The organism is Mesorhizobium sp. M2E.F.Ca.ET.219.01.1.1 (genome assembly GCF_004016445.2).
GTDB lineage: Bacteria > Pseudomonadota > Alphaproteobacteria > Rhizobiales > Rhizobiaceae > Mesorhizobium.
Genome location: NZ_SADT02000001.1, coordinates 930,598 through 951,508 on the forward strand (window position 1 = coordinate 930,598; position 20,911 = coordinate 951,508).

A 20,911-nucleotide genomic window follows, 5' to 3' on the forward strand; every position below is an offset into this window, starting at 1 on the left:
GCAATTCTTCAGTTCAGTGTAAAAGGCCCGGAGATCCGGGCCTTTTTCTTGTCGATCGAGGAGCGGTCAATCCTTGCCGACATATTCGCTGATCAGCTTGTCGTTGCGCGCCTTCTCGATCTTGGCAGTGGTCTCGGCGGAGATGCGCTCGTCGGTGCGGTACTTGACCAGGTTCACGAGGCTGCCGGTGAGCAGGAGGACGCCCATGGCCCAGTAGCCCTTGGTCGAGAGGTCGACCGGCGCCAGCCACAGCGACAGGCCGAGCATGAAATAGGCGGCGCCCACCGACACGGTGTTGAACAGGATATAGGTCTGATTGCCGTTCATCGTATTGCTCCTTGGATTGATCTGTTTCGGAAATTACGGGCTCAGTTCAGGGATTTCAGGCGCGCCAGAACGTCCTCAGCGCGCACCTTGGTGGCCGGTCCGTGACCTGCTTCGGCGAGGCGCTCGCGGATCGCCTCGTGACGCAGTTCACCGTCGATCTCGTCGAGGATACCGGCTTCCTCGAACGGGTCGGGGCTGTCCTTGATGCGGGCCAGCAGCTCTTCCGCTTCGTTAATGCTTGCGGTCCGGCCGATCGAACGGTTGAGGCGCGACTGCGCCTTGCGCTCGGCATCGATCGCCCGGGCCGAGATCATGCCCTGGTTGAGATCGATGATGCGGCGATGCGCCTGTTCGACGGACAGGCGCATCCGCAAGGTCTTCTCGCCGAGGCTCTTCACGGTGGAGCGACGGACTTCGCGCTCATTCTCGAGTTCGGCGATCGCCGAGGCGCCGCCTTCGGCAAGCGCCTGGTTGTCGGCCGAAAGCGCGCTCAGCGTACGGGTTTCCAGATCGGCGATGCGGCGGTCGAGCTGGTCGAGGCTGGTCTGCTCGGCACGCTGGCGCACGATCAGCGAGGCGAGCGTCTGCTTGGCGGCGGCGAGGCCCGCCTCCGCGTCGCGGATGCGCTGCGCCAGGAGGTCGATGGCGAAACGATCCTTCAGATTGTCCTCGGCGCGAGCGCTGGCGCCGTCAAGCAATGTCTTGATCAGGCTAAGCATTGGGTCATCTCCCTGTTGGTGTGAACATTGTTCACGAAGCCAACATATCAGGAAATGAACATTGTTCAAGAACTATTTTGAACGCTGTTCATGAGGCGTCGGACATGGTAAACGCAGGCAAACAGAATGAATGTGGCAGGCCGGCCACTCGATAGAGCGACAGGAAAGAACATGGCGCTGGACAAGGAAGAAATGAGCGAGAAGGTGCTCGCCATCGCCGAGGCGCTGCTCAACGAGGGCGGCGCCGAGAACCTGAAAGCGCGCACCATCGCCGAGCAGGCCGGCATTTCGGTCGGATCGGTCTACAACCTCTTTGCCGATCTCGACGAAGTGCACCGCGCCGTCAACATGCGGCTGCTCGACCGGCTCGGCGCGACAGGCCTCGCGGCCATGGCCGATCTCGAAGGGCAAGGGGTGACCGATGTCCAGCATCGCATCCTGGCGATGGCAGCGGCCTATGTGCGGTTCGTCGAGGCGCATCCCGGCAGCTGGCCGGCGGTGCTTGCCTTCAACCGCCGGCGCGCGACGCGGCCGGGCCCCGACGCCTATGACGCGCTGCTCGACGAGTTGTTCGAAATCGTCGCCGGCGTGCTCAAGGCCGGAGACTTCGGCCTCGACGACAAGCGCCGCGCGCTTGCGGCGCGGACCTTGTGGTCAAGCGTGCATGGCATCGTGACCAGCGGCTATGTGGCGAATTCGGACAGCCGCCAGGCCGAGGAGATCTGGCATCAGGTCGAGCTGCTGGTCGGCGTCTTCGTCAAGGGACTGGAACACGGCGGCGCATTCGCGCATGCTGAGACAAAGCCAGCGTGAAAAGGGGCCAGCGTGAACAAGGGGCGCCGCGATTTCCTGGTGTCCGCTGAAATGGGAGTTTTGAAAAATGTCTTTTCTGAAGAAGCTTTTTGGCGGCGGCGGTGGCGAGGCAACGGAAGCCGGCAGCGCCAAGCCGGCCAAGCAGGTCGAGCACAAGGGCTTCCTGATCAGCGCGACGCCCTACAAGGCCGAGGGCCAGTACCAGACCTGCGGCGTCGTCTCGAAGGAAGTCGACGGCGTGCTGAAGGAGCACCGCTTCATCCGCGCCGACCGCTTCGCCGGGCTGGACGACGCCGTCGACATCTCGATCAAGAAGGGCATACAGCTGGTCGACGAGCAGGGCGAGAAGATGTTCGGCTAGCCGCCGCGGTCCTTTTTGCCCTCTCAGAACGCGACCTTGTCGCCGCCCTTGAGCTGCAGGATCTGGCGCGCTTCGTCAGGCGTGGCGATCGAGGCGCCGAGGCCTTCGATGATCTGGCGCACCTTGGTCACCTGTTCGGCGCTGGAGCGGGCGAGCTTGCCCTTGCCGATCCACAGCGAATCCTCGAGCCCCACGCGCACATTGCCGCCGAGCGCGATCGCCTGTGTGGCGATGGGCAATTGATGACGGCCGGCGCCGAGCACCGACCAGTGATAGTCGTTGCCGAACAGGCGGTCGGCGGTGCGTTTCATATGGGCGACGTCTTCCGGATGCGTGCCGATGCCGCCGAGGATGCCGAACACGCTCTGGACGAAGAACGGCGCCTTCACCAGGCCGCGCTCGACGAAATGCGCCAGCGTGTAGAGATGGCCGATGTCGTAGCACTCGATCTCGAAGCGCGTGCCGTTGTCGGCGCAGGTGCGCAATATGTGCTCGATGTCGCCGAAGGTGTTGCGGAAGATGCGGTCGCGCGAGGATTCGAGATAGGGCCGCTCCCAGTCATGCTCGAAGGTCCTGAACCGCTCCAGCATCGGGAACAGCGCGAAATTCATCGAGCCCATGTTGAGCGAGGCGACTTCCGGAGCGAACACTTTGGCCGGCCTGACACGCTCCTCTACGCTCATCGTCGCCGCACCCCCGGTGGTGATGTTGACGACGCAGTTGGAGCGCTGCTTGATGACCTGCAGGAAGGGGGCAAACGCTTCGGTCGACTGGTCGGGGCGTCCATCGACCGGATTGCGGGCGTGAAGGTGGACGATCGCAGCACCCGCCTCGGCCGCCTCGATTGCGGCGGTGGCGATCTCCTGCGCCGTCACCGGCAGATGCGGCGACATCGATGGCGTGTGGATCGAGCCGGTTACGGCGCAGGTGATGATGATCTTGTTCTGGTTCGCCACTTATGATCCTCGATCTCTTCTCTATTTGACCGCGCCTTGCGTGATGCCGGAAATGAACTGCTTCGACAGCACGATATAGAGCAGCGTAATCGGCAGCGCCGCCAGTGTCAGCCCGGTGAACAGCACCCCCCAGTCGGTGGTGAATTCGCCGACGAACACGGTCAGCCCTTGCGGCAGTGTCTTCAAATTGTCGGAGGTGATCAGGACCAGGGGGAAGAAAAAGTCGTTCCAGATCGGCACCGCGTTCTGGATCGCGACGATCACCAGCGCCGGCCGCGCCAGCGGCAGCATGATCGACCACATGATGCGAAGCTCGCTGGCGCCATCCATGCGCGCGGATTCCTCCAGCTCGCGCGGCAGGGTGCGCAGGAAGCCGGTCATGATGAAGACGGCCGAGGGAATGCCCATCGCCACATAGACCAGAACCAGCCCGAGATAGCTGTCGACGAGGCCGAGCGTGTCCAACTGGATGAACAGCGGGATGATCGCGAGCTTCAGGGGTACCGTCATGCCGCTGAGGAAGAACATCAGCACCAGCGAGCTCAACCGGAACCGGTAGCGGGCGATGGCGTAGCCGGCGAGCGTGCTGAACAGCAGGATCAGCGCGACCGAAGCAGCGGTGATGCCGACCGAATTCGCCAGATAGCGGACGAAATTGGTCTCAGTCCACACCTTTTCAAGATTGGCGGTCGAGAAATGCGTCGGCAGCGACAGCGGCGAGGAAAAGATCTCGGCGTTGGTCTTGAATGACGACGCCACCATGACGAACAGAGGATAGATCATGATGACGGCATTGACCGCCAGCAGGAGCTGGATGGCGCCGTTCCTGATCGTCTCGCCGCGATCCCGCATCACTGCTCGATCTCGCGGCGGCGCAGATAACGCAAAGCGATTGCCGTGACTCCGGCGACGAAGACGAACATCAGCACCGCCAGCGCGCTGCCCTGGCCGAAATCCTGGATGCCGGTGGTCGTGCTGCCGAAGGCCGTGCGGTAGAAATAGAGGCCGAGCACGTCGGTCGAGCCGCCCGGCGAGCCGGTCAGGCCGGCCATGACGTAAGGGATCTCGAACCAGTTGAAGCTGCCGATGAAGGTCAGGATGGTCACGATCGTGACGCTCGGCGCGATCAACGGCCAGACGATCTTCGTCATCAGCGCGTAGTCGCCGGCGCCGTCGAGGCGGGCGGCTTCCAGCACGTCCTTGCTGATGCGCTGCATGCCGGCAAGCAGCACCAGTGTGGGAAAGCCGAGCCAGTGCCAGATGTTGGCGAAGAGGATGCTGCCGAGGGCGGTGTTCTCGTTGCCCAGCCATGGAATGGCGCCGATGCCGACCAGGCCGAGCAGCTGGTTCACCAGCCCGAACAGCGGATGCAGGAACAGCTTCCACAGGAAGCCGACGATCACCGCCGACAGCACCACCGGCAGGAAGACGATGACCTGATGGATGCGGTGTCCCGGCAGCGCCTTGAGCAGCGCAAAGGCGATCAGGAAGGCGGTGCCATTCTCGAACAGCATCAGCGCCAGGAAGGCGATGACATTGTGCTTGAACGCATTCCAGGTCCAGTCGCTGTACGGCTTTTCGAACAGCACCTGGCGGAAGTTTTCAAGCCCGATGAAACCCGAAGGCCGCAAGCCGTTGAATTCATAGAAGGCGAAGCGGAAAGCCGACAAAAGCGGCCACAGCACGAACAGCACCATGACCAGCAGCGCCGGCGTCAGCAGCGCGGCAATCCAGAGCGACCGGCGCCACGGAAAAGCTCTTTCGCTGTGGCGCCAGCCTTCTGCCATCTCATTTGCCCTGGAACGGCTTATACCATTTGGCGAGGCCGTCGGTGAGGTCGGCGGCGAGCTGGTCCGGCGTGATCGACCCAGACATCATCTTGGTGATGTCGCCCTGCAGCAGTTCCGATCCCGTCGGCTTTTCGAAGCGGAAATAGACGACATTGATATGCGGCATCGCCGTCTCGTTCAACTTGGCGACATGCGAGAGCAGCTCGTCCTTGATGACCACGCCCTTGATCGGCGAGATGTTGCCGAGAAGTGCTGAGAACTTGTCGCCGAACTCCTTGGTGCCCATCCATTTGACCAGCTTGAGCGCCGCTTCCTTGTTGGCCGACTTGGAATTGACCGCATAGCCGCCGTCGAAGAATTTTGTCGCTTGCGGCGTGTCGCCGGCCTTGGCCAGCGGCGGGGCGACGAAGTCCATGTTGATGGCAGGGTTCTGCGACCGGTAGGTGGCGATGTCGAAGCTGCCGCCGGCGAGCATCGCCGCCTTGCCGCTCAGGAACAGCTGGCCGGCCGTCTCGTAGTCGATGCCTTCGAAGCCCTCAGGCATGTAGGGACGCAATTCGAGCAGCTTGCCGAGTGCGGCGACATAGCGCGGATCCTTGAAGGTGGTCTTGCCGCTGGTCAGGTCGCTGACGAAGTCCTGGCCCAGGAACGGGTTGGTGAAGATGGCCACGAACATCTCGTTGAACCAGCTGGTACCCATGCCGTTGGCCAAGGGATAGATGCCCTTCTCCTTCATCGCCTTGCTGACGGTGATGAACTCATCCCAGGTGGTCGGCGGCGTCAGGCCGGCCTTGGCGAAGACGTCCTTATTGATGAACAGGCCGAGCGTCTGCGAGGCGAAGGGCAGCGAATAGACCCTCTTGTCGGCGCGATAGGTGCCGGACACCAGCGCATCCGCCGGCTGGTTGGCGAGCGACGGCACGGTCGCCATGTCGAGCGGCTCGAAATAGCCGGCCTTCACGAACTGCTCGAGCCAGCCATAGGCGTGGGTGTGGATGACGTCTCCGCCCTTGCCGCCGGCCAAGGCGGTCGAGACGATGGTCGGATAGTTCTCGTCCGGGAAGGATTCGAACTTCACGTGGATGTCCGGATTGGCCTTGGTGAAGTCGGCGAAAAGCTCGTTGTAGGCGGCCTTGTCTTCCTGGCGCCAGGTCCAGAACGAGATGTCGGTGGCGTGCGCCAGACTTGTTGCAAATCCCCACGCGAAAGAGGCGGCCGCGAGGGCCAGGCCGATCCTTCTCCTGCTCATCTTGCTGATCTCCCATTCCGCGCTTCATGCGCTTTGACGCGATTGGTCAAATCATAGTTCTTGCCGTCTGAAAAGATAGTTTGTAAAGTTTCCTAACTAACGTGATTGCGGCACAGCGCGAAGCTTCGGCGGCGTGTTTGGCGAAGGGAATGTTCGTGGGTCAGAACCTGCTGGTCGGCGTGGACATAGGCGGCACCAAGACGCGTATCATGGGGCGTCGCGGGAGCAGCGCGCTGTTCGACAAGACGGTCGTGACCGACGAATGGCGGATCCGCCAGATGGAGGCCGACGCGCTGAAGCTGGCGGCCATCGTCATGGATCTGTGCGGCGGTTCGGCGCCGGCGGCGATAGCCGTCGGCGCGCATGGCTGCGACACCGATGAGCAATGCCTGCGCTTCCAGGCGCTGCTGTCGGCCAATCTGAAAACGAGTGTGCGCGTGGTCAACGATGCCGAGCTGATGGTGCCCGCCGCCGGCTATGATGACGGCATCGGCGTCGTGGCCGGCACCGGTTCGATCGCGGTCGCGCGCACAGCCGAGGGCAAGATGCTTGCCGCCGGCGGCTGGGGCTGGATCCTGGGCGATGAAGGGAGCGCCGCGGCCCTGGTGCGCGAAGCCGCCAAGGCGATCCGTCGCGCGCTCGATCGCGGCCAGGAAGGCGATCCGCTGATTGCCGCGCTGATGCGCGAGATCGGAACCGACGACCAGACCAAGCTCGGCATATTGCTCAACGAGACGAGGGGCGCCGCGGCCTGGGGCCGCTATGCCAACGCCGTCTTCGACGCCGCGAACGCCGGTTCGCCGCTCGCTTCGCGCGTCATCAAGGAAGGCGGCGAGGGGCTCGCGGCGCTTGTGCAATTGCTGATCGAACGCGGCGCCAATGCGTCGCTGGTCGTCGCCGGCGGCGGCGTCATTGCCGAGCAGCCGATGCTGATGGAAGCTTTCGTCAGGGCGATGGCATCGGTGTCGCCAACGAGCCGCGTGGTCCTGCTGCGCGAGCCGCCGGTGATCGGCGCGGTGGCTTTGGCTGGGCGCCTTGTCGCGGGCAAGAAGCGCGGCAACGGCTGAGGGCGGATCAAGGAGCATTGACATGAAGCGCATCGGTTACCGCCCGGCGGTGTCACGCCAGGCCGAAAGCCTGGAAATCGGAAGACAGGCCGTGGCAAGGGCGCTCGATATGCTCGACCTGTCCGGCTTTGCCGGTGGCACGATCGGCTTTGCCGGCATTGGCGCCAGCTATCAGGCGGCGCTTGCCGGCGCCTTCTATCTGCGCCAGTTCGGCAGGCGGGGTTTCGCCTTCGTGCCGACCGAGCTCTATGGCCGGACGGATGCGGCGGCGGACGCCTTTGTTGCCCTGTCGGCTTCCGGCCAGAGCCGCGAAATCGCCGATGTGATGCTGGAGGCGAAAGCCTATCCGCGGCTTGCCATCTGCCGCGGCGCCGACAATCCGCTGGCCGACATCGCCGGCGCGGTGATCGCCATGGACTCGGGCGCGGACAACGGCGCCAGTTCGACCGGCTATACGGGCACCCTGCTCGCGCTGGGCATGCTGGTCGACAAGATCGCCGGCGGCGGCTTCGACTGGACGCAATTGCCGCCGGCGGTCGAACGCCTGCTGGCCGATGGCTGGGAGAGCGCCGGTCGAGCGGCCAGGTTGTTGGCCGCGCGTGCGTCCATCGACATCGTCGGCGCCGGGATCGGCTTTGCCAATGCGGGCGAGGCGGCGATGCTGATACGCGAGGCGGTCCGGGTTCCTGCCTCAGGCTGGGACACGCTGAACTATCTGCACGGCCCGATGGAATCGCAGGACTCGGCCACCGGCGGCCTGATCGCCTTCGGCGAGCACCGCGAGGTCAAGATCGCGCAGGATGTCGCCGGCTTCGGCTGTCCCTCCGCGCTGATCACGCGGCGGACCGATATCGCCGCCACGGAAAGGCTCGCCGTGATCGCCGTCCCGGCGCTGGGCAACGCGATCGCGGACGGCATCCTGGAGATCATCGCGCTGCAGATGGTCGTCGCGGACATGCAAGAAGCGGCCGGGCTGACCGACATCACTTTCCGCTACCGGCAGACCGACACCAAGCTCAAGCCCTGGTCGCCGACGGAGCTTTAGTTCTTCTGGACGCCAGGCTTGTTCTGTCGGTAGGGCGCATTCGCGCAATCCGCCGAAACGCATCAGAATGGCAATTGTCGCGGTTGATTCGTGCTATGCGAACCAGCGCGGCTGGCCGAGCGCCAAGAGGATGAAGGCGGAACGACGTCGCAGATGGCTCCATCCGAAATCCCCAACCTGACGGATAGCGCCCGCGCCGTGTTGCGCCTGCTGGCCTCGCAGGGGCCGGTGACCCGGCCGAAGCTTGGCTCGATGCTGGAACTCTCCAAGCCGACCATGTCGGCCGCCGTTTCCGAGCTCAGCGCGCTCGGCCTCGTCGCGTCCCGTGGGACGGAACGCGGCGCCATCGGGCGGACTGCCACCATCTATGGCATCGGCCCCGGCGCCGGCTATGTGATCGGCATCGATGTCGGCGCGGCACAGGTGCGCGCCGTCGCCTATTCGATGGATGCCCAGCCCCTGGCGACGGTGGAAGAGAGCATTCCGGACGGGGCGACTGCCGATGAGACCGGGGCAGTCATTCTTGCGGTAGCCAAATCGATCCCGGCCAAGGTCGGCAAGGCTTTCCAGATCCTGCGCAGCATAGCCGTGGCGGTGCCGCGCATCGTCTCGCACAGCCGCCTCGGCAATGGCCAGGGCAACGGTCCGGACGCGGTGCTGCATACGCTTCGCCGCAAGATCGATGTGCCGATCATCCTGGAAAACAACGTCAACTGCGCGGCGATCGCTGAAAGGCATTTCGGCGCCGCGCAGGGTCACGAGACCTTTGCCTTCCTGCAGGTCGGCGTTCGCGTCGGCCTGGGCCTGATCAATGAAGGCCGGCTCTATCGCGGCGCTGGCGGCGCGGCCGGCGAAGTCGGCCGCATGCCATTTCCGTGGTCGGCCAGCGACGTGCCTTATCGCGAGGGGCTTGAGCACTATCTCGGCTCACGGGCGCTTGTCGAGCGCAGCCGGCAGGCATGGCCGGCGCAAGAGGGGACCCCGCCGAACTCCGCCAAGGAGTTGTTCGCGCTGGCTCTCGCAGGATCGCGTCCGGCCGCCGAGGCGGTCTCGCGCCATGCCGCCGATATCGGCCGGCTCGCGGCCGGCTGCATTGGCATGCTCGATCCGGGCCTGATCGTGCTTGGCGGCGGCGTCGGCCGCAACGCGCTGATGACGGCGGAGGTCGAGCGGGTGGCCGGCGAATTGGCCTGGCCGACGCCGATCGCGGTCAGCACGCTGGAAGATGTCGGCACTGCGCTCGGCGCCATGAAGCTGGCGCTGGATTACAGCCTTGGGCTGATCCTGCGCGAGGACCGCCATCCGGCCGTGGTGCTGCCGCCTCTGTAGGGTGGGAAATCGCCAGCCAAATGCAAAAGAGGCAGGCGCTGGTGGGCGCCTGCCTCTTTCATCTCCGGCATCGGTGATCAGGCAGCCGCCGCGGCGGCCTGATTGGCATTGGCGGCAGCGATCGCGTCGACCTTGGCGGTGGCCTTGGCGAGCGCGGCGGTCACGGCATCGGCACCCATGCCGACGCCCTCGACGCGGATCACTTCAACGTCCGTCATGCCGAGAAAGCCGAGCACGCTGCGCAGATACGGGACGGCATGGTCCATCTGCACCGCGGCGCCTTCCGAATAGATGCCGCCGGAAGCGAGCACGATGTAGACTTTCTTGCCGGCGACGAGGCCCTTCGGACCGTTCTCGCCGTAAGCGAAGGTCTTGCCCGAGCGGGCAACGTGGTCGACCCAGGACTTCAACGTCGAGGAGATGTTGAAGTTGATGAAGCCGGTGGCGAGGATGATCGTGTCGGCGGCGAAGACCTCGTCGAGCACGGCGTCGGAAACGCCCACGACTTCGGCCTGGCGCGGCGTGCGGGCTTCGGCCGGCGTGTAGATGCCGGTGGCGTAATCAGGGTCGATATGCGGCAGCGGATTGGCGACCAGATCGCGCACGACAAGCGTGCTGGACGGATCGGCGGCGACAAGCTTCTGGGCAAGATCGGTGGCGACGCGGGTCGAGTGCGAAGCGGCGCCGCGAGGGCTGGAGGTAACGAGAAGAATAGACATGGCGGTGTCCCCTTGGGGTTGGATTGAAACTTTCCACGCCAATATGGGATTGCTGCTCCATCAGGATAACTGGTATAATATGTATACAATCCATCAACAAAATGGATGCATAGCCATGCAACCGAACCCGACATTGGACCAACTCCAGATCCTGGTGGCAGTCGCCGATACCGGCAGCTTCTCGGCAGCAGGGCGCAAGCTCAACCGGGCGCAGTCGGTGGTCAGCTACGGCATCGCCAATCTCGAGGCGCAGCTTGGGCTGAAGCTGTTCGAGCGCGAAGGCGTGCGCGAGCCGCAGCTGACCGATGTCGGCAAGGCGATGCTGGAGGACGCGCGGCGTATGATCGGCGTGCTGCAGCGCATCCGCTCGCGCGCCGACGGCTACCGGCAAGGGCTGGAAGCCGAAGTGGCGATATCGGTCGACGTGACGCTGCCTTCACCGGCGCTGGTGCGCGTGCTCAAGGCCTTCGAGGCGCAGTTCCCGGCGGTCATGTTGCGGCTCTATATCGGCTCGCTCGGCCTGATCGTCGACCAGGTCGTCAACGGCCAGGCGGATCTCGGCTTCGGCGGCCTGCAAGGCGATGCCGACGTCAATCTGCTGCGCATCGGCTTCACCTCCCTGGTGCCTGCGGCGGCGCCCGACCATCCATTGGCCAAACTGCCGAAGCCGGTCGGTGTCGAGGACCTGCGCGAGCACATCCAGCTTGTCGTCACCGACCAGTCGGAGCGGACGCGCGGGCGAGACTATGGCGTTTTTGCCTATCGCACCTGGCGGCTGACCGATATGCGCACCAAGCACGCGCTGATGCGCGAGGGCCTCGGCTGGGGCGGCCTGCCGCGCTGGCTGATCGCCGACGACCTAGCCAGCGGCCGATTGGTGGAGCTCGATCTGGAGCCCTATCGCGAGGTGCGCTCGCCGCTCTACGCCATGCATCGCAACGATCGCAGCCCCAAGCCGGCGGCGACCTGGCTTATCGACGAGTTCAGGCGCCAGCTGGGCTGCTTCAACGAGATGGAGCCGGGCGTGTGGACGGACGAGGAACCGGAGACAAGCCGTCCATGAGCGCGATCAGCACCGCGCGATAATCCTCGGCAGGCGCGCCGGCCTCGATGGCCAGAGCCGCCCGGTCGAAGGCGGCGGCGAGCAGGGCGGTCAGCGCCTCGGCCGGCAATCTGGTCAGCTGCTGCGCCCGCATCGCGGCGACCAGGCCCTCGCGCAGCGAGCGGTTGCCGTGGCGGTTGTCGATCTCGTCCATTGCCGTGCGGCCGAGCACGGCCGGCCCATCGAGCAGCAGAAGCCGTGTCCGGCCGGGCGCCCGCATTGCCTCGAGATAGGCGTCCGATCCGGCGATCAGTGCGTCGCGCGCGGAGAGCGACGGCGGCGAGGCTTCGTCGATCTCGGCCGCCACGGCCGCTGCTTCCTGCTCGACGACTGCCCCGAACAGCGCCTGCTTGTCGGCGAAGTGGTGGTAGAGCGCGCCGCGCGTCACGCCGGCTTCGGCGACGATCTCCGGCGTGCCGGTCTCGGCATAGGATTTTTCAGTGAACAGCTTTCGCGCCGCGCGGATCAGATCGGCGCGCGTCGCCTCGGTGCGGTCGCGGTTGGAACGGCGTCCGGACTCTTGTTGCATACATGCAGCCTGTATGTTAATTGCATTTACATACAGAGTGTATGTTGGTTGCGAGGAGAAGGAAAGATGAAGACGACCAGCTACTATCCGGTGCTGATGACGGACGATGTCGAAGGCACGGCCGCCTTTTACGTCGAACATTTCCGCTTCAAGCCGCTCTTCGAAAGCGACTGGTATGTGCATCTGCAATCGACCGAGGACAGGCGCGTCAATCTCGGCATCGTCCAGGGTGACCATGAGACGATCCCGGAGGAGGGACGCGGACGCGCGTCCGGCCTGCTGATCAATTTCGAGGTGCGCGATCCCGACGCCGTCTATGAGCGTGCCGTCGCCGCCGGCCTGCCGATCCTGCGCAGCTTGCGCGACGAACCCTTCGGCCAGCGGCACTTCATCACCAGGGACCCCAACGGCGTGCTGATCGACGTCATCAAGCCGATCCCGCCGAGCGAGGAATTCTTGGCGCAATATGCCGAGGGGATGGCGGGAAGCTAAGCCAGCGAGGCTTAGCTTGCCCGCGCCACCGGCACCACCACAACCTGGCTGACGCCGGTGCGGCGCACGACGGTGCAGAGCGTCTCGCGGTCGATGCGCTCGGCGTCGAGCATGCGCACGAGGTCGTCGACGCCGGTCACCGGCCGGCCGTCTATTGCCGCGATGATGTCGCCTTCCTTCAGGCCGGCCTTGGCGGCGGGGCCGTTCTTCTCGACGCTGCGCAGGCGCACCGCCGTGTTCGTGGTCACCTGCGACAACAGCGCGGCTCGGCGCGGCAGGTTGGTGGTATCGGCGGAGACGCCGATGAAGGCGCGGCGCACCCGGCCGAAGCGGATGATTTCCGAGATGACGAAATTGGCGGTGTTGGAGGCAACCGCGAAGGCAATGCCTTGCGCGCCGTGGATCATGGCGGTGTTGACGCCGATCACCTCGCCCGCCGACGACACCAGCGGTCCGCCGGAATTGCCGGGATTGAGCGCGGCATCGGTCTGGATGACGTCGTCGATCAGCCGGCCGGTCGAGGCGCGCATCGAGCGGCCGAGCGCGGAGACGACGCCGGCGGTGACGGTCCATTCGAAGCCGAGCGGATTGCCGATGGCGATCGCGATCTGGCCGCGGCGCAGGCGCTTGGAATCGCCGAGCGGCGCGACATCGGCGAAACTGCCGTCGGCGCGCACCAGCGCGATGTCGGTGTCCGGATCGCGGCCAAGCACGTGGCCTTCGCGCGAGGCGCCATCCGGCATGGTGACGCGCACGGCGCGCGCGTCGCCGACGACATGGAAGTTGGTGACGACCAACCCGTCCTGCGCGATGACGAAGCCGGAGCCGTGACCGCCGGCGCCGATGCGTTCGATGCGGCAGACGGCCGGTCCGATGCGGTCGACGGCGTCGGCAACGGATACCGAGTAAGCGTCGAGCAAAGCGTCATCGGATGAAAGTTTTTCGGCTGCGAAGGCCATCGGTGTGTTCCCTCGTGGAATGATGACTATATGTGCGAAGCGGCCGCAATTGCCGCGACCTGACCAGATGGCCAGTCGGGGCGGTGACTAGCCGTCAGGCGAGTATCCGCGACGGCATTGTGGAGCGATATCTGGGTCACCGAACCCAGGAGACAGTCTTATGAGCGACTTCAATCTCAGTGCCTTTTCCGACGCGATCGCCGATGTCGCGGCCACCGCTGCGCCCGCGCTCGCGAGTTTCGTCACGCACCATCACCGCACCGCGAGCGCCTTCCACTGGCGCGACGGCTATTTCGTTACCGCCGAGGAAGCGGTCGAAGCCGGCGAAGAGATCGAATTGACGCAGGCCTCCGGCGAAACCGTGAAGGCAGAGCTGGCCGGCCGCGATCCGTCGACGGGCGTTGCGCTGCTGAAGCCGGCTTCCGGCGCTGCGGGTTTGCCGCAACTCACTCAGGCCGGCACCGTGCGGCCCGGCAATCTGGCGATTGCCGTGGGCAACAGCGATGGCGCATCGCTTGCCGTGTTCGGCACGGTCGGCGAGGTCGGACCGGCCTGGCGCTCGATGCGCGGCGGCACGATCGACCGGCGCATCAACCTCGCCATCAACACCGGCGGACGCTTCGAGGGCGGTCCGGTGCTCGACGCCAAGGGCGGCCTGATCGGCATGCTGTTGTTCGGGCCGCGTCGGCGGGCGCTGGTCATGCCTTACGAGACGATCGAGCGCGCGGTTGCCACGCTGCGCGAGAAGGGTCACGTGGCGCGTGGATATCTTGGCGCCGGGCTGCATCCGATCCGCAACGGCGACACCAAAGGCGCCATGGTCATGAGCCTGGACGACAATGGCCCGGCCAAAGCCGCCGGCCTGCATGTCGGCGATATCGTCGTCGCCTGGAATGGCGAAGCCGTGCATGGGCCGCGCGAGCTGATCCGCAAGCTCGGGCCGGATAGCGCGGGCACCACCGTGACGCTTGGCATCTTGAGCGGCGGCGCTGAGCGCGACGTCTCGATCACCATCGGCGAGAAGCCACTGAGCTGAGAGGATCGATGGCAAGCAGCGCGGCACAAGTGATCGCACGACCGGAACCGTCAGCCCACCGGCTGACGGTGCTGGTGGCGCTCGGCGATGCGCAGCGTGCCGAGCAGCTTGCCGATGCGCTTGCCGCCAGTGACGATCTGCTACCGACGCTGGCCGGAAGCAGCACCGGCCAGTCCGCGGATGTTGCGGTGACAGACGATGCGGCCTTGGAAAGCCGGGCCGTCGGCTCGACGATGCCTGTTGTGCTGCTCTCCCGCCGCAGCGGACACGAGCGGCTTCCCGGCAATGTGGTCGCCGTGCTGCCGCCGTCGGCCGACGGCCTGCTGATCGCTGCCGCGGCGCGGCTCGCAGCTTCCGGTTATCGCATCGACAGGGCAGGGCCATCGGAAGTCGCGCATGGCGATTTCCATGACGGGCTCGCCGAAGAGGACGTGCCGGAGGACAACCAGGCGCGTCCGGCCCTGTCGCCGCGCGAGGCGGAGGTGCTGGCGCTGCTCGCCGAAGGCGCCCCGAACAAGGTGATCGCCCGCCGGCTCAACATTTCGGTCCACACGGCGAAGTTCCATGTCGCCGCCATCCTGATCAAGCTCGGCGCCGCCAACCGGACGGACGCGATCGCGATTGCGATGCGACAGGGGCTGGTGCTGGTCTAGGGGGTCACTTGATATTCAGGTGATGCCGGCCTGCGACCGACGGCTTCCTGCGCTTCCGGTGCTCACGTACTTCAAGTACGCTCCGCTCCGGTTCTCGGAAGCCATCATTCTCGACTCGGCCTGACCTGAATCTCAAGTGACCCCGGCCCGGTGCCAGCAAGGTTTCCTGCGCTACGCAACGTAAACACTCGGGTTGCTTTCCGCTCTTGCGCCACGGCTGTCTGCCGCGCAAGTTGCCTCCCTTGTTGCAGAGGGAGGCAAAAGGATGTCGCTCAACGGAATGACGCTGTTCATCTCGGGCGGATCGCGCGGCATCGGGTTGGCGATCGCGCTCAGGGCGGCGCGCGACGGCGCCAATGTGACGATCGCGGCCAAGACCGCCGAGCCGCATCCGAAGCTGCCGGGCACCATCTACACCGCGGCGCAAGAGATCGAGCAGGCCGGCGGCAAGGCGCTGCCGGTACTTTGCGACATCCGCGACGAGGCCCAGGTCGCCGATGCGGTGGCGAAAACCGTGGAGCGGTTTGGCGGCATCGACATCTGCGTCAACAATGCCAGCGCCATCCAGCTCACAGGCACGCTGGAGACCGACATGAAGCGCTACGATCTGATGCATCAGATCAACACGCGCGGCACGTTCCTCGTCTCCAAAATGTGTATTCCGCACCTGAAGTTGGCCAAGAACCCTCACATCCTGAATCTGGCGCCGCCGCTCGACATGAAGGCCAAGTGGTTCAAGAACCACGTCGCCTACACGATGGCGAAGTTCGGCATGTCGATGTGCACGCTTGGCATGAGCGCCGAATTCGCTGGAGCTGGCATTGCCGTCAACTCGCTGTGGCCGATCTCGACCATCGATACGGCCGCGGTACGCAATCTTCTGGGCGGAGCGACGGTGGCGGCGATGAGCCGCTCGCCCGACATCATGGCCGATGCGGCGCATGCGATCTTCCTGCGTCCCTCGCGCGAGGCGACCGGCAATTTCTATATCGACGAAGAGGTGCTGCGCGCCGAAGGTGTGACCGATTTTTCGGTCTATGCGCCTGGCGCGGCCGATCAGCTCGCGGGCGACTTCTTCGTTCCAGACGAGGTGTTTGCGAACTCGCAGACGAAAGTCAGAAGAATCTACTGAAGGGCGCGGCAGGCCTTACTCCGCCGCGGCCTTCTTGCCCTTGGCCAGCGCCATCACCCGGTCGATATAGGCCAGCATCAGCGCCGAAAGCACGAAGGCCAGATGCATGATGGTCAGCCACATCAACTGCTCCGCCGTGTAAGAAGCGTGGTTGAGGAAGATCTGCAGCAGATGGATCGACGAGATCGCGACGATGGTCGAGGCCACCTTCACCTTCAGCGAGCCGACATCGATCGTGCCCAGCCAATGGACCTCGCCATCCTGATCGTCGAAGCGGCTGACGAAATTCTCGTAGCCCGAGATGATCACCATCACCACCAGGGAGGCGACAAGCGCGGCGTCGATCAGACCGAGCATCTTCAGGATCGTGTCGGTGTCGCCGAGCGTGAAGGCGCTGATCACGAACTCGTAAAGTTTCTTGCCGAAGGACAGGGCATATGTCGCGAGTGCGAAGCCGAGCCCGAGATAGAAGGCGACCAGCAGCCAGCGCGAGGCGAGGATGACGGATTCGATGGCGAGTTCGAGACGCTTCATGAAGGGTTCCGGTCAAGTTGCGATAGAGGGTATTTCGGCCAGACGGAGCCGGTTTTCAAGACAAAAAACCCCGCCGGAGAGGGGAACCGGCGGGGCTCAGTCATGTCCCGCTGGAGTCGGGACAGGGCAGGGAACGCCCTGCTTTGAATCTGGTGTCGCAATGCGGCAATTCAATGAGTTAGCTCTAAATCGACAGGACAAATCTTGTTGAGCCAGGAAAGGAAAAGGCCCGTCCGAGCGGATGGGCCCTCCTCTCAAGCGCTGATTACAGAAATCCGATCAGGTTCTTGAAATCCAACGCCAAACCACGCCGCGCTGAACGAATTCAGCGCGGCGCGGTTTGTGTCTTTGTCTAATGCATGTCGTTGTCCCAAAACCGCTGCACACTTTTGGGCGACATGCATTGATTACTGCTCACTGTTGCTTGCCACCGGCGCTACCAGCGAGGTGATGCGGCGGATGGCGACACGCCGGTTCTCGCGGTTCGGACCGGGCGTGTTCACCTTGAGATATTCCTCGCCATAGCCCTGCGTGGTGAGGTTCTCGGCCGGGATGCCAAAGGCATTGGTCAGTGCCTCGGCAACCGCTTCGGCGCGGCGGTCCGACAGGGCGAGGTTGGCCTCCGGCGTGCCCACGGCGTCGGTGTGGCCTTCGATCAGGAAGGTCTCGGCCGGATTTTTCTTCAGCAGTTTTTCCATGGCGCTGGCGACGCCTTCGAGCTTCTGCACCTCGGTGTCGGAGATCGTGGCCGAGCCGAAGTCGAAGTTCAGTGTGTCGAGGTCGATACGCCGAGCGATGTCGCGCACGCGGGCCGACCGCTTGACCTCGTCGATCGAGTAGAGACGCTGCACCCTCTCCACCGGCGGCTGCTCGAGGAAGGTGTAGTAGTCGTCATCGCTCTGAACATCCTCGGAATCGAGAATATAGTCCCGGCGCGGGATGTCGAGCCGCATCGGCGGCAGCTCGTCGCCGGGATCGCGCCACTCATCGACATCGTTGTAGTAGCGCTCGTCGACATAGGTCAGCACATATTCGCGGCCATCCGGTGTAATGCGCGATCGCCGGATGACGTCGCCATTACGGTTGCGGATGGTGATGATCCTGACGCCGTTGTCGCGCTCCACGATTTCGCGGGTGCGGCCACCCGACAGATCCTCGTAGTAGACGTCCCTGGCGCCGCGGGTGATGCGAGGCGCCTCGTTGCTTTCCACGAAGGTCTGGTTGTTGAACTGGAGGATGACGCGGTCGCCGAACTGTTTCACGACATCCGCGCCCTGCGGCCGGCGACGCTCGCGCACGACCTGCTCGGGCGTAAGCTCGATGCGCTTGCCCTTCTCCTGGTCCACCGGGACGATCGTCTCGGGCTTGATCGCCTGCTGCGCCGACTTGTCGTCGGTGGGCGGCGGACCCTGATCGACCGGAGCCGGCTTCTGCGCCTGCTCACCACCCTGCTGCTGTCCGGCCTGATTGACGTTCTGGCCATTTTCGGTTTGAGCGCCACCTGCCTGGCCACCGCCGTTCTGGCCGTTATCGTTGCGGCCCTTGTGCTTGCGCATGACGTCTTTCTGGCTGTCGAGGAGGGGCGCTTCGTTCGGGTTCGCGGGAGCTTCGCCTTGCGCGGCGTTGCCGCCACTGGCGGGCTGATTGTTGTTGGCCGGCTGTTGGCCTGTCGCCGGCTGCTCTCCAGTCGTGGGTTGTTCGGTCACTGGCTTCTTACCGAACTGCTTGCCACCCTGGGTTTGCTCACCCGTGGTTGGCTGCTCGCCCGTCGCCGGTTGCTGCCCGGTAGCAGGCTGCTCGCCTAGCTTCTTGCCGCGTTTCTTCTTGTCTTGGGTCTCTGCGCCCTGGGCCGGCTGCTCGCCGGTCTGCAACGGTTCGGCCTGCGGCACGGGTTCACCTGCCGGCGCCGGCTTTTTGGCAGGCTCGTTGGTCTGCGTCTGCTCGGCCGGCGCGGTCTCGCCCTGCTGGTTCTGCTTGTGCTTCTTCTTGAACTGGTTGCCGCCTTGCTGATTGTCGTTGGCAGGGGCGGTCTGGTCGGTCGGCGCGACCTGCTCGCCGGCCTGGCCGGCGGGCTCGCTCTGCTGCTGATCGTGCTTGCGCTTCTTCTTACCCTGGTTGCCTTGCAGCTGGTCGCCGGCGGCAGGCGCGACCTGTTCCGTGGCCTGCTGGTCAGCTGGCGCCGCTTCGATCTGCTGCTGGTTGCGCTTCTTCTTGCGCGGCTGCTCGTCTGTCGCGGACTGGCCGCCTTGATCGGCGGGCGCGGCCTCGATCTGCTGCTGCTGGTCGTGCTTCTTGCGCGGCTTGAACTGCTGCTCGTCGGTCACGGGCTGGCCGCCTTGATCGGCGGGTGCTGCCTCGATCTGCTGCTGCTGATCGCGTTTCTTGCGCGGCTTGAATTGCTGCTCGGCGGGAGCAGCCTCGCCGGATTGGCCATTATCAATCTGCTGCTGCTCTTGCCGCTTCTTGCGCGGCTTCTGCTCGGTCTCGGCAGGGGCGGCTTGTTCGGTTGCCGGCGCCGATTCGCTTTGCTGCTGCTCGCGCTTCTTCTTCTTCGGCTGTTCGGCTCCGCCCTGCGCGCATTCCTCGGCCGACTGGCCTTCGGCGCAAGCGGCTTGAGCCAGCACGAGCGGCGCACCATGCAGACTGCCGGAAGCGACACCCCCCTGCAGCGGGTACGCGCCCAACGGCGCGGATGCCATAAGCAGGCCGATTGCCGTGCCCGCCAGAATCCGTGGTTGGCGTTTCATATCATTTTCTCCTAATGGGGTCCCATCCCTGCCCAAACTTTCATCGACCGCAATTGGTTCCTTCAGGCATTGGCGCCAGCCAAGGACGCCTGGCCGGCCTTTTGAAGGCAATTTCGTGTTTTTCTAATGTTGATAGTGAGTCTGCGTGACAGCAGCGCTTGACCGGAAGGTCGCGGAGGGCCAAATCCACCGAAATGACCGCGCCATTCTGGAAAACCAAGACACTTGAGGCGATGACCCCGGCCGAGTGGGAATCACTTTGCGACGGCTGCGGCAAATGCTGCCTGTCGAAGCTCGAGGACGAGGATACGGGCGAGATTTTCTGGACAAGCGTTGGCTGCCGGCTGTTCGACGCCGAAAGCTGCCGCTGCTCCGACTATGCAAACCGCCTGACGCGGGTGCCCGACTGCGTCGGGCTGACGCCGCAGAATGTGCGCACCATCACCTGGCTGCCAAAGACCTGCGCCTACCGGCTGATCGCCGAGGGCCATGACCTCTACTGGTGGCACAGGCTTGTTTCGGGAAGTGCTGCGACCGTGCATGAAGCCGGTATTTCGATCCAGGGCCGGGTGAAGGCCAAGGAGACCGATCTGGCCGAGCCGGACGACTACTTTGATTACATATTGGATGACGAACCCTGAACGGGCGCCTTTTGACGAGGGATGACGAACCCTGACGGGGGCGCTTTTTGACGGGGAACGACGAACCCTGCGGGTTCGCGTTTGGAACCCTAAGGGGTTAGCGTTTTTGGTCACGAGCGACGAACCCTACGGGTTCGCGTTTACATGAACCGGACATGAATGGGCGGTTCGCGGAAAGTTCAGACACAAAAAGGCATTTTCCAATCATCGGTTCTAGGGCGAAAGCCCGCAACAAGGAGAGAAGACCATGTTCAACACCATCAAGACTGCCGCCCTTTCGGCGCTTGTCGGGCTCGGCACGCTTGCCGCGATTCCGGCGCATGCGGACAGCCTTTATCTCGGTTTTGGTAACAACCAGGATCCGCGCTTCGGCGTCTATACGGGCGACGATGACGGCTACTACCGCCGCGACTGGCGCCGTGACCGCGATTGGCGCGGCTGCTCGCCGGATCGCGCCCTCGACAAGGCCGAACGCATGGGCCTGCACCGCGCCCGCATCGTCGATATCAGCCGCCGCACGGTGAAGGTCGTCGGCCGCCAGTATGGCGACCGCGTGGTGGTTGTGTTCGCCAACGAGCGTGGCTGCCCGATCATCTATCGCTGAGGCTGAAAGGACGATGCTCTGCGAGGATCGGCTGTTAGGATATGATCTTCTGCGAAGATCAATCTTAAGTAGCGGAGCCCCTCGAGGTGAGGCGCGGCTCGAAAAAA

Annotated in this window: 23 protein-coding genes; 12 read left to right on the forward strand and 11 right to left on the reverse strand. The window is 64.3% G+C overall.

Annotated elements, in window-relative coordinates; all coding sequences use genetic code 11:
* Positions 1–66 precede the first annotated feature (66 nt).
* Both EN862_RS04480 and EN862_RS04485 read right to left on the reverse strand, forming a co-directional pair.
* On the reverse strand, positions 67–327 hold the full coding sequence (locus EN862_RS04480) for a YiaA/YiaB family inner membrane protein (RefSeq protein ID WP_127864616.1): 261 nt from the start codon (positions 325–327) through the stop codon (positions 67–69).
* 41 nt (positions 328–368) lie between these two features.
* Complete coding sequence (locus EN862_RS04485; RefSeq protein ID WP_127864617.1) at positions 369–1,046, reverse strand: PspA/IM30 family protein; 678 nt, start codon at positions 1,044–1,046, stop codon at positions 369–371.
* A gap of 171 nt (positions 1,047–1,217) precedes the next feature.
* Here EN862_RS04485 and EN862_RS04490 point away from each other — a divergent pair, with 171 nt between their 5' ends.
* Both EN862_RS04490 and EN862_RS04495 read left to right on the forward strand, forming a co-directional pair.
* On the forward strand, positions 1,218–1,859 hold the full coding sequence (locus EN862_RS04490; RefSeq protein ID WP_127864618.1) for a TetR/AcrR family transcriptional regulator: 642 nt from the start codon (positions 1,218–1,220) through the stop codon (positions 1,857–1,859).
* A gap of 67 nt (positions 1,860–1,926) precedes the next feature.
* The gene (locus EN862_RS04495; RefSeq protein WP_095817395.1) at positions 1,927–2,220 is read left to right on the forward strand and encodes an HlyU family transcriptional regulator; all 294 of its coding nucleotides are present in this window, start codon (positions 1,927–1,929) and stop codon (positions 2,218–2,220) included.
* Between the two features lie 23 nt (positions 2,221–2,243).
* Here EN862_RS04495 and EN862_RS04500 read toward each other — a convergent pair whose 3' ends face one another.
* The 4 genes from EN862_RS04500 to EN862_RS04515 are packed head-to-tail and all read right to left on the reverse strand — an operon-like array spanning position 2,244 to position 6,215.
* Positions 2,244–3,176: a 3-keto-5-aminohexanoate cleavage protein gene (locus EN862_RS04500; protein ID WP_127864619.1), complete on the reverse strand. Its 933-nt coding sequence runs from the start codon at positions 3,174–3,176 to the stop codon at positions 2,244–2,246.
* A 21-nt stretch (positions 3,177–3,197) separates the two neighbouring features.
* Complete coding sequence (locus EN862_RS04505; protein WP_127864850.1) at positions 3,198–4,028, reverse strand: carbohydrate ABC transporter permease; 831 nt, start codon at positions 4,026–4,028, stop codon at positions 3,198–3,200.
* On the reverse strand, positions 4,028–4,963 hold the full coding sequence (locus EN862_RS04510; RefSeq protein ID WP_127864620.1) for a sugar ABC transporter permease: 936 nt from the start codon (positions 4,961–4,963) through the stop codon (positions 4,028–4,030). Before EN862_RS04510 ends, EN862_RS04505 begins: the two co-directional genes overlap by 1 nt.
* A 1-nt stretch (position 4,964) precedes the next feature.
* Entirely contained in the window at positions 4,965–6,215 is a 1,251-nt protein-coding gene (locus tag EN862_RS04515) for an extracellular solute-binding protein (RefSeq protein ID WP_127864621.1), read from the reverse strand.
* A 149-nt stretch (positions 6,216–6,364) separates the two neighbouring features.
* On the opposite strand from EN862_RS04515, the gene EN862_RS04520 reads away from it, so the two are divergent.
* The 3 genes from EN862_RS04520 to EN862_RS04530 all read left to right on the forward strand — a co-directional run bounded on the left by EN862_RS04520 (position 6,365) and on the right by EN862_RS04530 (position 9,656).
* On the forward strand, positions 6,365–7,282 hold the full coding sequence (locus tag EN862_RS04520; protein WP_127864622.1) for a BadF/BadG/BcrA/BcrD ATPase family protein: 918 nt from the start codon (positions 6,365–6,367) through the stop codon (positions 7,280–7,282).
* A 22-nt stretch (positions 7,283–7,304) separates the two neighbouring features.
* A complete protein-coding gene (locus EN862_RS04525) occupies positions 7,305–8,327 on the forward strand; it encodes an SIS domain-containing protein (protein WP_127864623.1) in 1,023 nt (340 codons plus the stop codon).
* A gap of 153 nt (positions 8,328–8,480) precedes the next feature.
* Entirely contained in the window at positions 8,481–9,656 is a 1,176-nt protein-coding gene (locus EN862_RS04530; RefSeq protein ID WP_127864624.1) for an ROK family transcriptional regulator, read from the forward strand.
* Positions 9,657–9,733: 77 nt separating this feature from the next.
* Here EN862_RS04530 and EN862_RS04535 read toward each other — a convergent pair whose 3' ends face one another.
* Entirely contained in the window at positions 9,734–10,375 is a 642-nt protein-coding gene (locus EN862_RS04535) for an FMN-dependent NADH-azoreductase (RefSeq protein ID WP_127864625.1), read from the reverse strand.
* A 115-nt stretch (positions 10,376–10,490) separates the two neighbouring features.
* Between EN862_RS04535 and EN862_RS04540 the strand changes: the two genes are divergently transcribed.
* Complete coding sequence (locus EN862_RS04540; protein ID WP_127864626.1) at positions 10,491–11,438, forward strand: LysR family transcriptional regulator; 948 nt, start codon at positions 10,491–10,493, stop codon at positions 11,436–11,438.
* Here the strand turns inward: EN862_RS04540 and EN862_RS04545 are convergent.
* Complete coding sequence (locus EN862_RS04545; RefSeq protein WP_127864627.1) at positions 11,380–12,006, reverse strand: TetR/AcrR family transcriptional regulator; 627 nt, start codon at positions 12,004–12,006, stop codon at positions 11,380–11,382. The genes EN862_RS04540 and EN862_RS04545 overlap by 59 nt on opposite strands.
* Positions 12,007–12,072: 66 nt before the next feature.
* On the opposite strand from EN862_RS04545, the gene EN862_RS04550 reads away from it, so the two are divergent.
* The gene (locus tag EN862_RS04550) at positions 12,073–12,498 is read left to right on the forward strand and encodes a VOC family protein (RefSeq protein ID WP_127864628.1); all 426 of its coding nucleotides are present in this window, start codon (positions 12,073–12,075) and stop codon (positions 12,496–12,498) included.
* Positions 12,499–12,509: 11 nt separating this feature from the next.
* Here the strand turns inward: EN862_RS04550 and EN862_RS04555 are convergent, their stop codons facing one another.
* Positions 12,510–13,457: a trypsin-like peptidase domain-containing protein gene (locus EN862_RS04555; RefSeq protein ID WP_127864629.1), complete on the reverse strand. Its 948-nt coding sequence runs from the start codon at positions 13,455–13,457 to the stop codon at positions 12,510–12,512.
* A 160-nt stretch (positions 13,458–13,617) separates the two neighbouring features.
* Here EN862_RS04555 and EN862_RS04560 point away from each other — a divergent pair, with 160 nt between their 5' ends.
* The 3 genes from EN862_RS04560 (at position 13,618) to EN862_RS04570 (ending at position 16,278) form a co-directional block, all read left to right on the forward strand.
* Positions 13,618–14,493, forward strand: coding sequence for a S1C family serine protease (locus tag EN862_RS04560; protein WP_127864630.1), 876 nt, complete (start codon positions 13,618–13,620; stop codon positions 14,491–14,493).
* 8 nt (positions 14,494–14,501) lie between these two features.
* A complete protein-coding gene (locus EN862_RS04565) occupies positions 14,502–15,146 on the forward strand; it encodes a helix-turn-helix transcriptional regulator (protein WP_127864631.1) in 645 nt (214 codons plus the stop codon).
* 265 nt (positions 15,147–15,411) lie between these two features.
* Positions 15,412–16,278, forward strand: coding sequence for an NAD(P)-dependent oxidoreductase (locus EN862_RS04570; RefSeq protein ID WP_127864632.1), 867 nt, complete (start codon positions 15,412–15,414; stop codon positions 16,276–16,278).
* Between the two features lie 15 nt (positions 16,279–16,293).
* On the opposite strand, the gene EN862_RS04575 is transcribed toward EN862_RS04570, so the two are convergent.
* Positions 16,294–16,812, reverse strand: a complete 519-nt coding sequence (locus EN862_RS04575) for a TIGR00645 family protein (protein ID WP_127864633.1) — start codon at positions 16,810–16,812, stop codon at positions 16,294–16,296.
* Positions 16,813–17,219: 407 nt separating this feature from the next.
* The gene (locus EN862_RS04580) at positions 17,220–19,559 is read right to left on the reverse strand and encodes an OmpA family protein (RefSeq protein WP_127864634.1); all 2,340 of its coding nucleotides are present in this window, start codon (positions 19,557–19,559) and stop codon (positions 17,220–17,222) included.
* A 194-nt stretch (positions 19,560–19,753) separates the two neighbouring features.
* On the opposite strand from EN862_RS04580, the gene EN862_RS04585 reads away from it, so the two are divergent.
* Complete coding sequence (locus tag EN862_RS04585; RefSeq protein ID WP_095817408.1) at positions 19,754–20,200, forward strand: YcgN family cysteine cluster protein; 447 nt, start codon at positions 19,754–19,756, stop codon at positions 20,198–20,200.
* 247 nt (positions 20,201–20,447) lie between these two features.
* Complete coding sequence (locus EN862_RS04590; RefSeq protein WP_042647488.1) at positions 20,448–20,804, forward strand: hypothetical protein; 357 nt, start codon at positions 20,448–20,450, stop codon at positions 20,802–20,804.
* Positions 20,805–20,911: the final 107 nt, after the last annotated feature.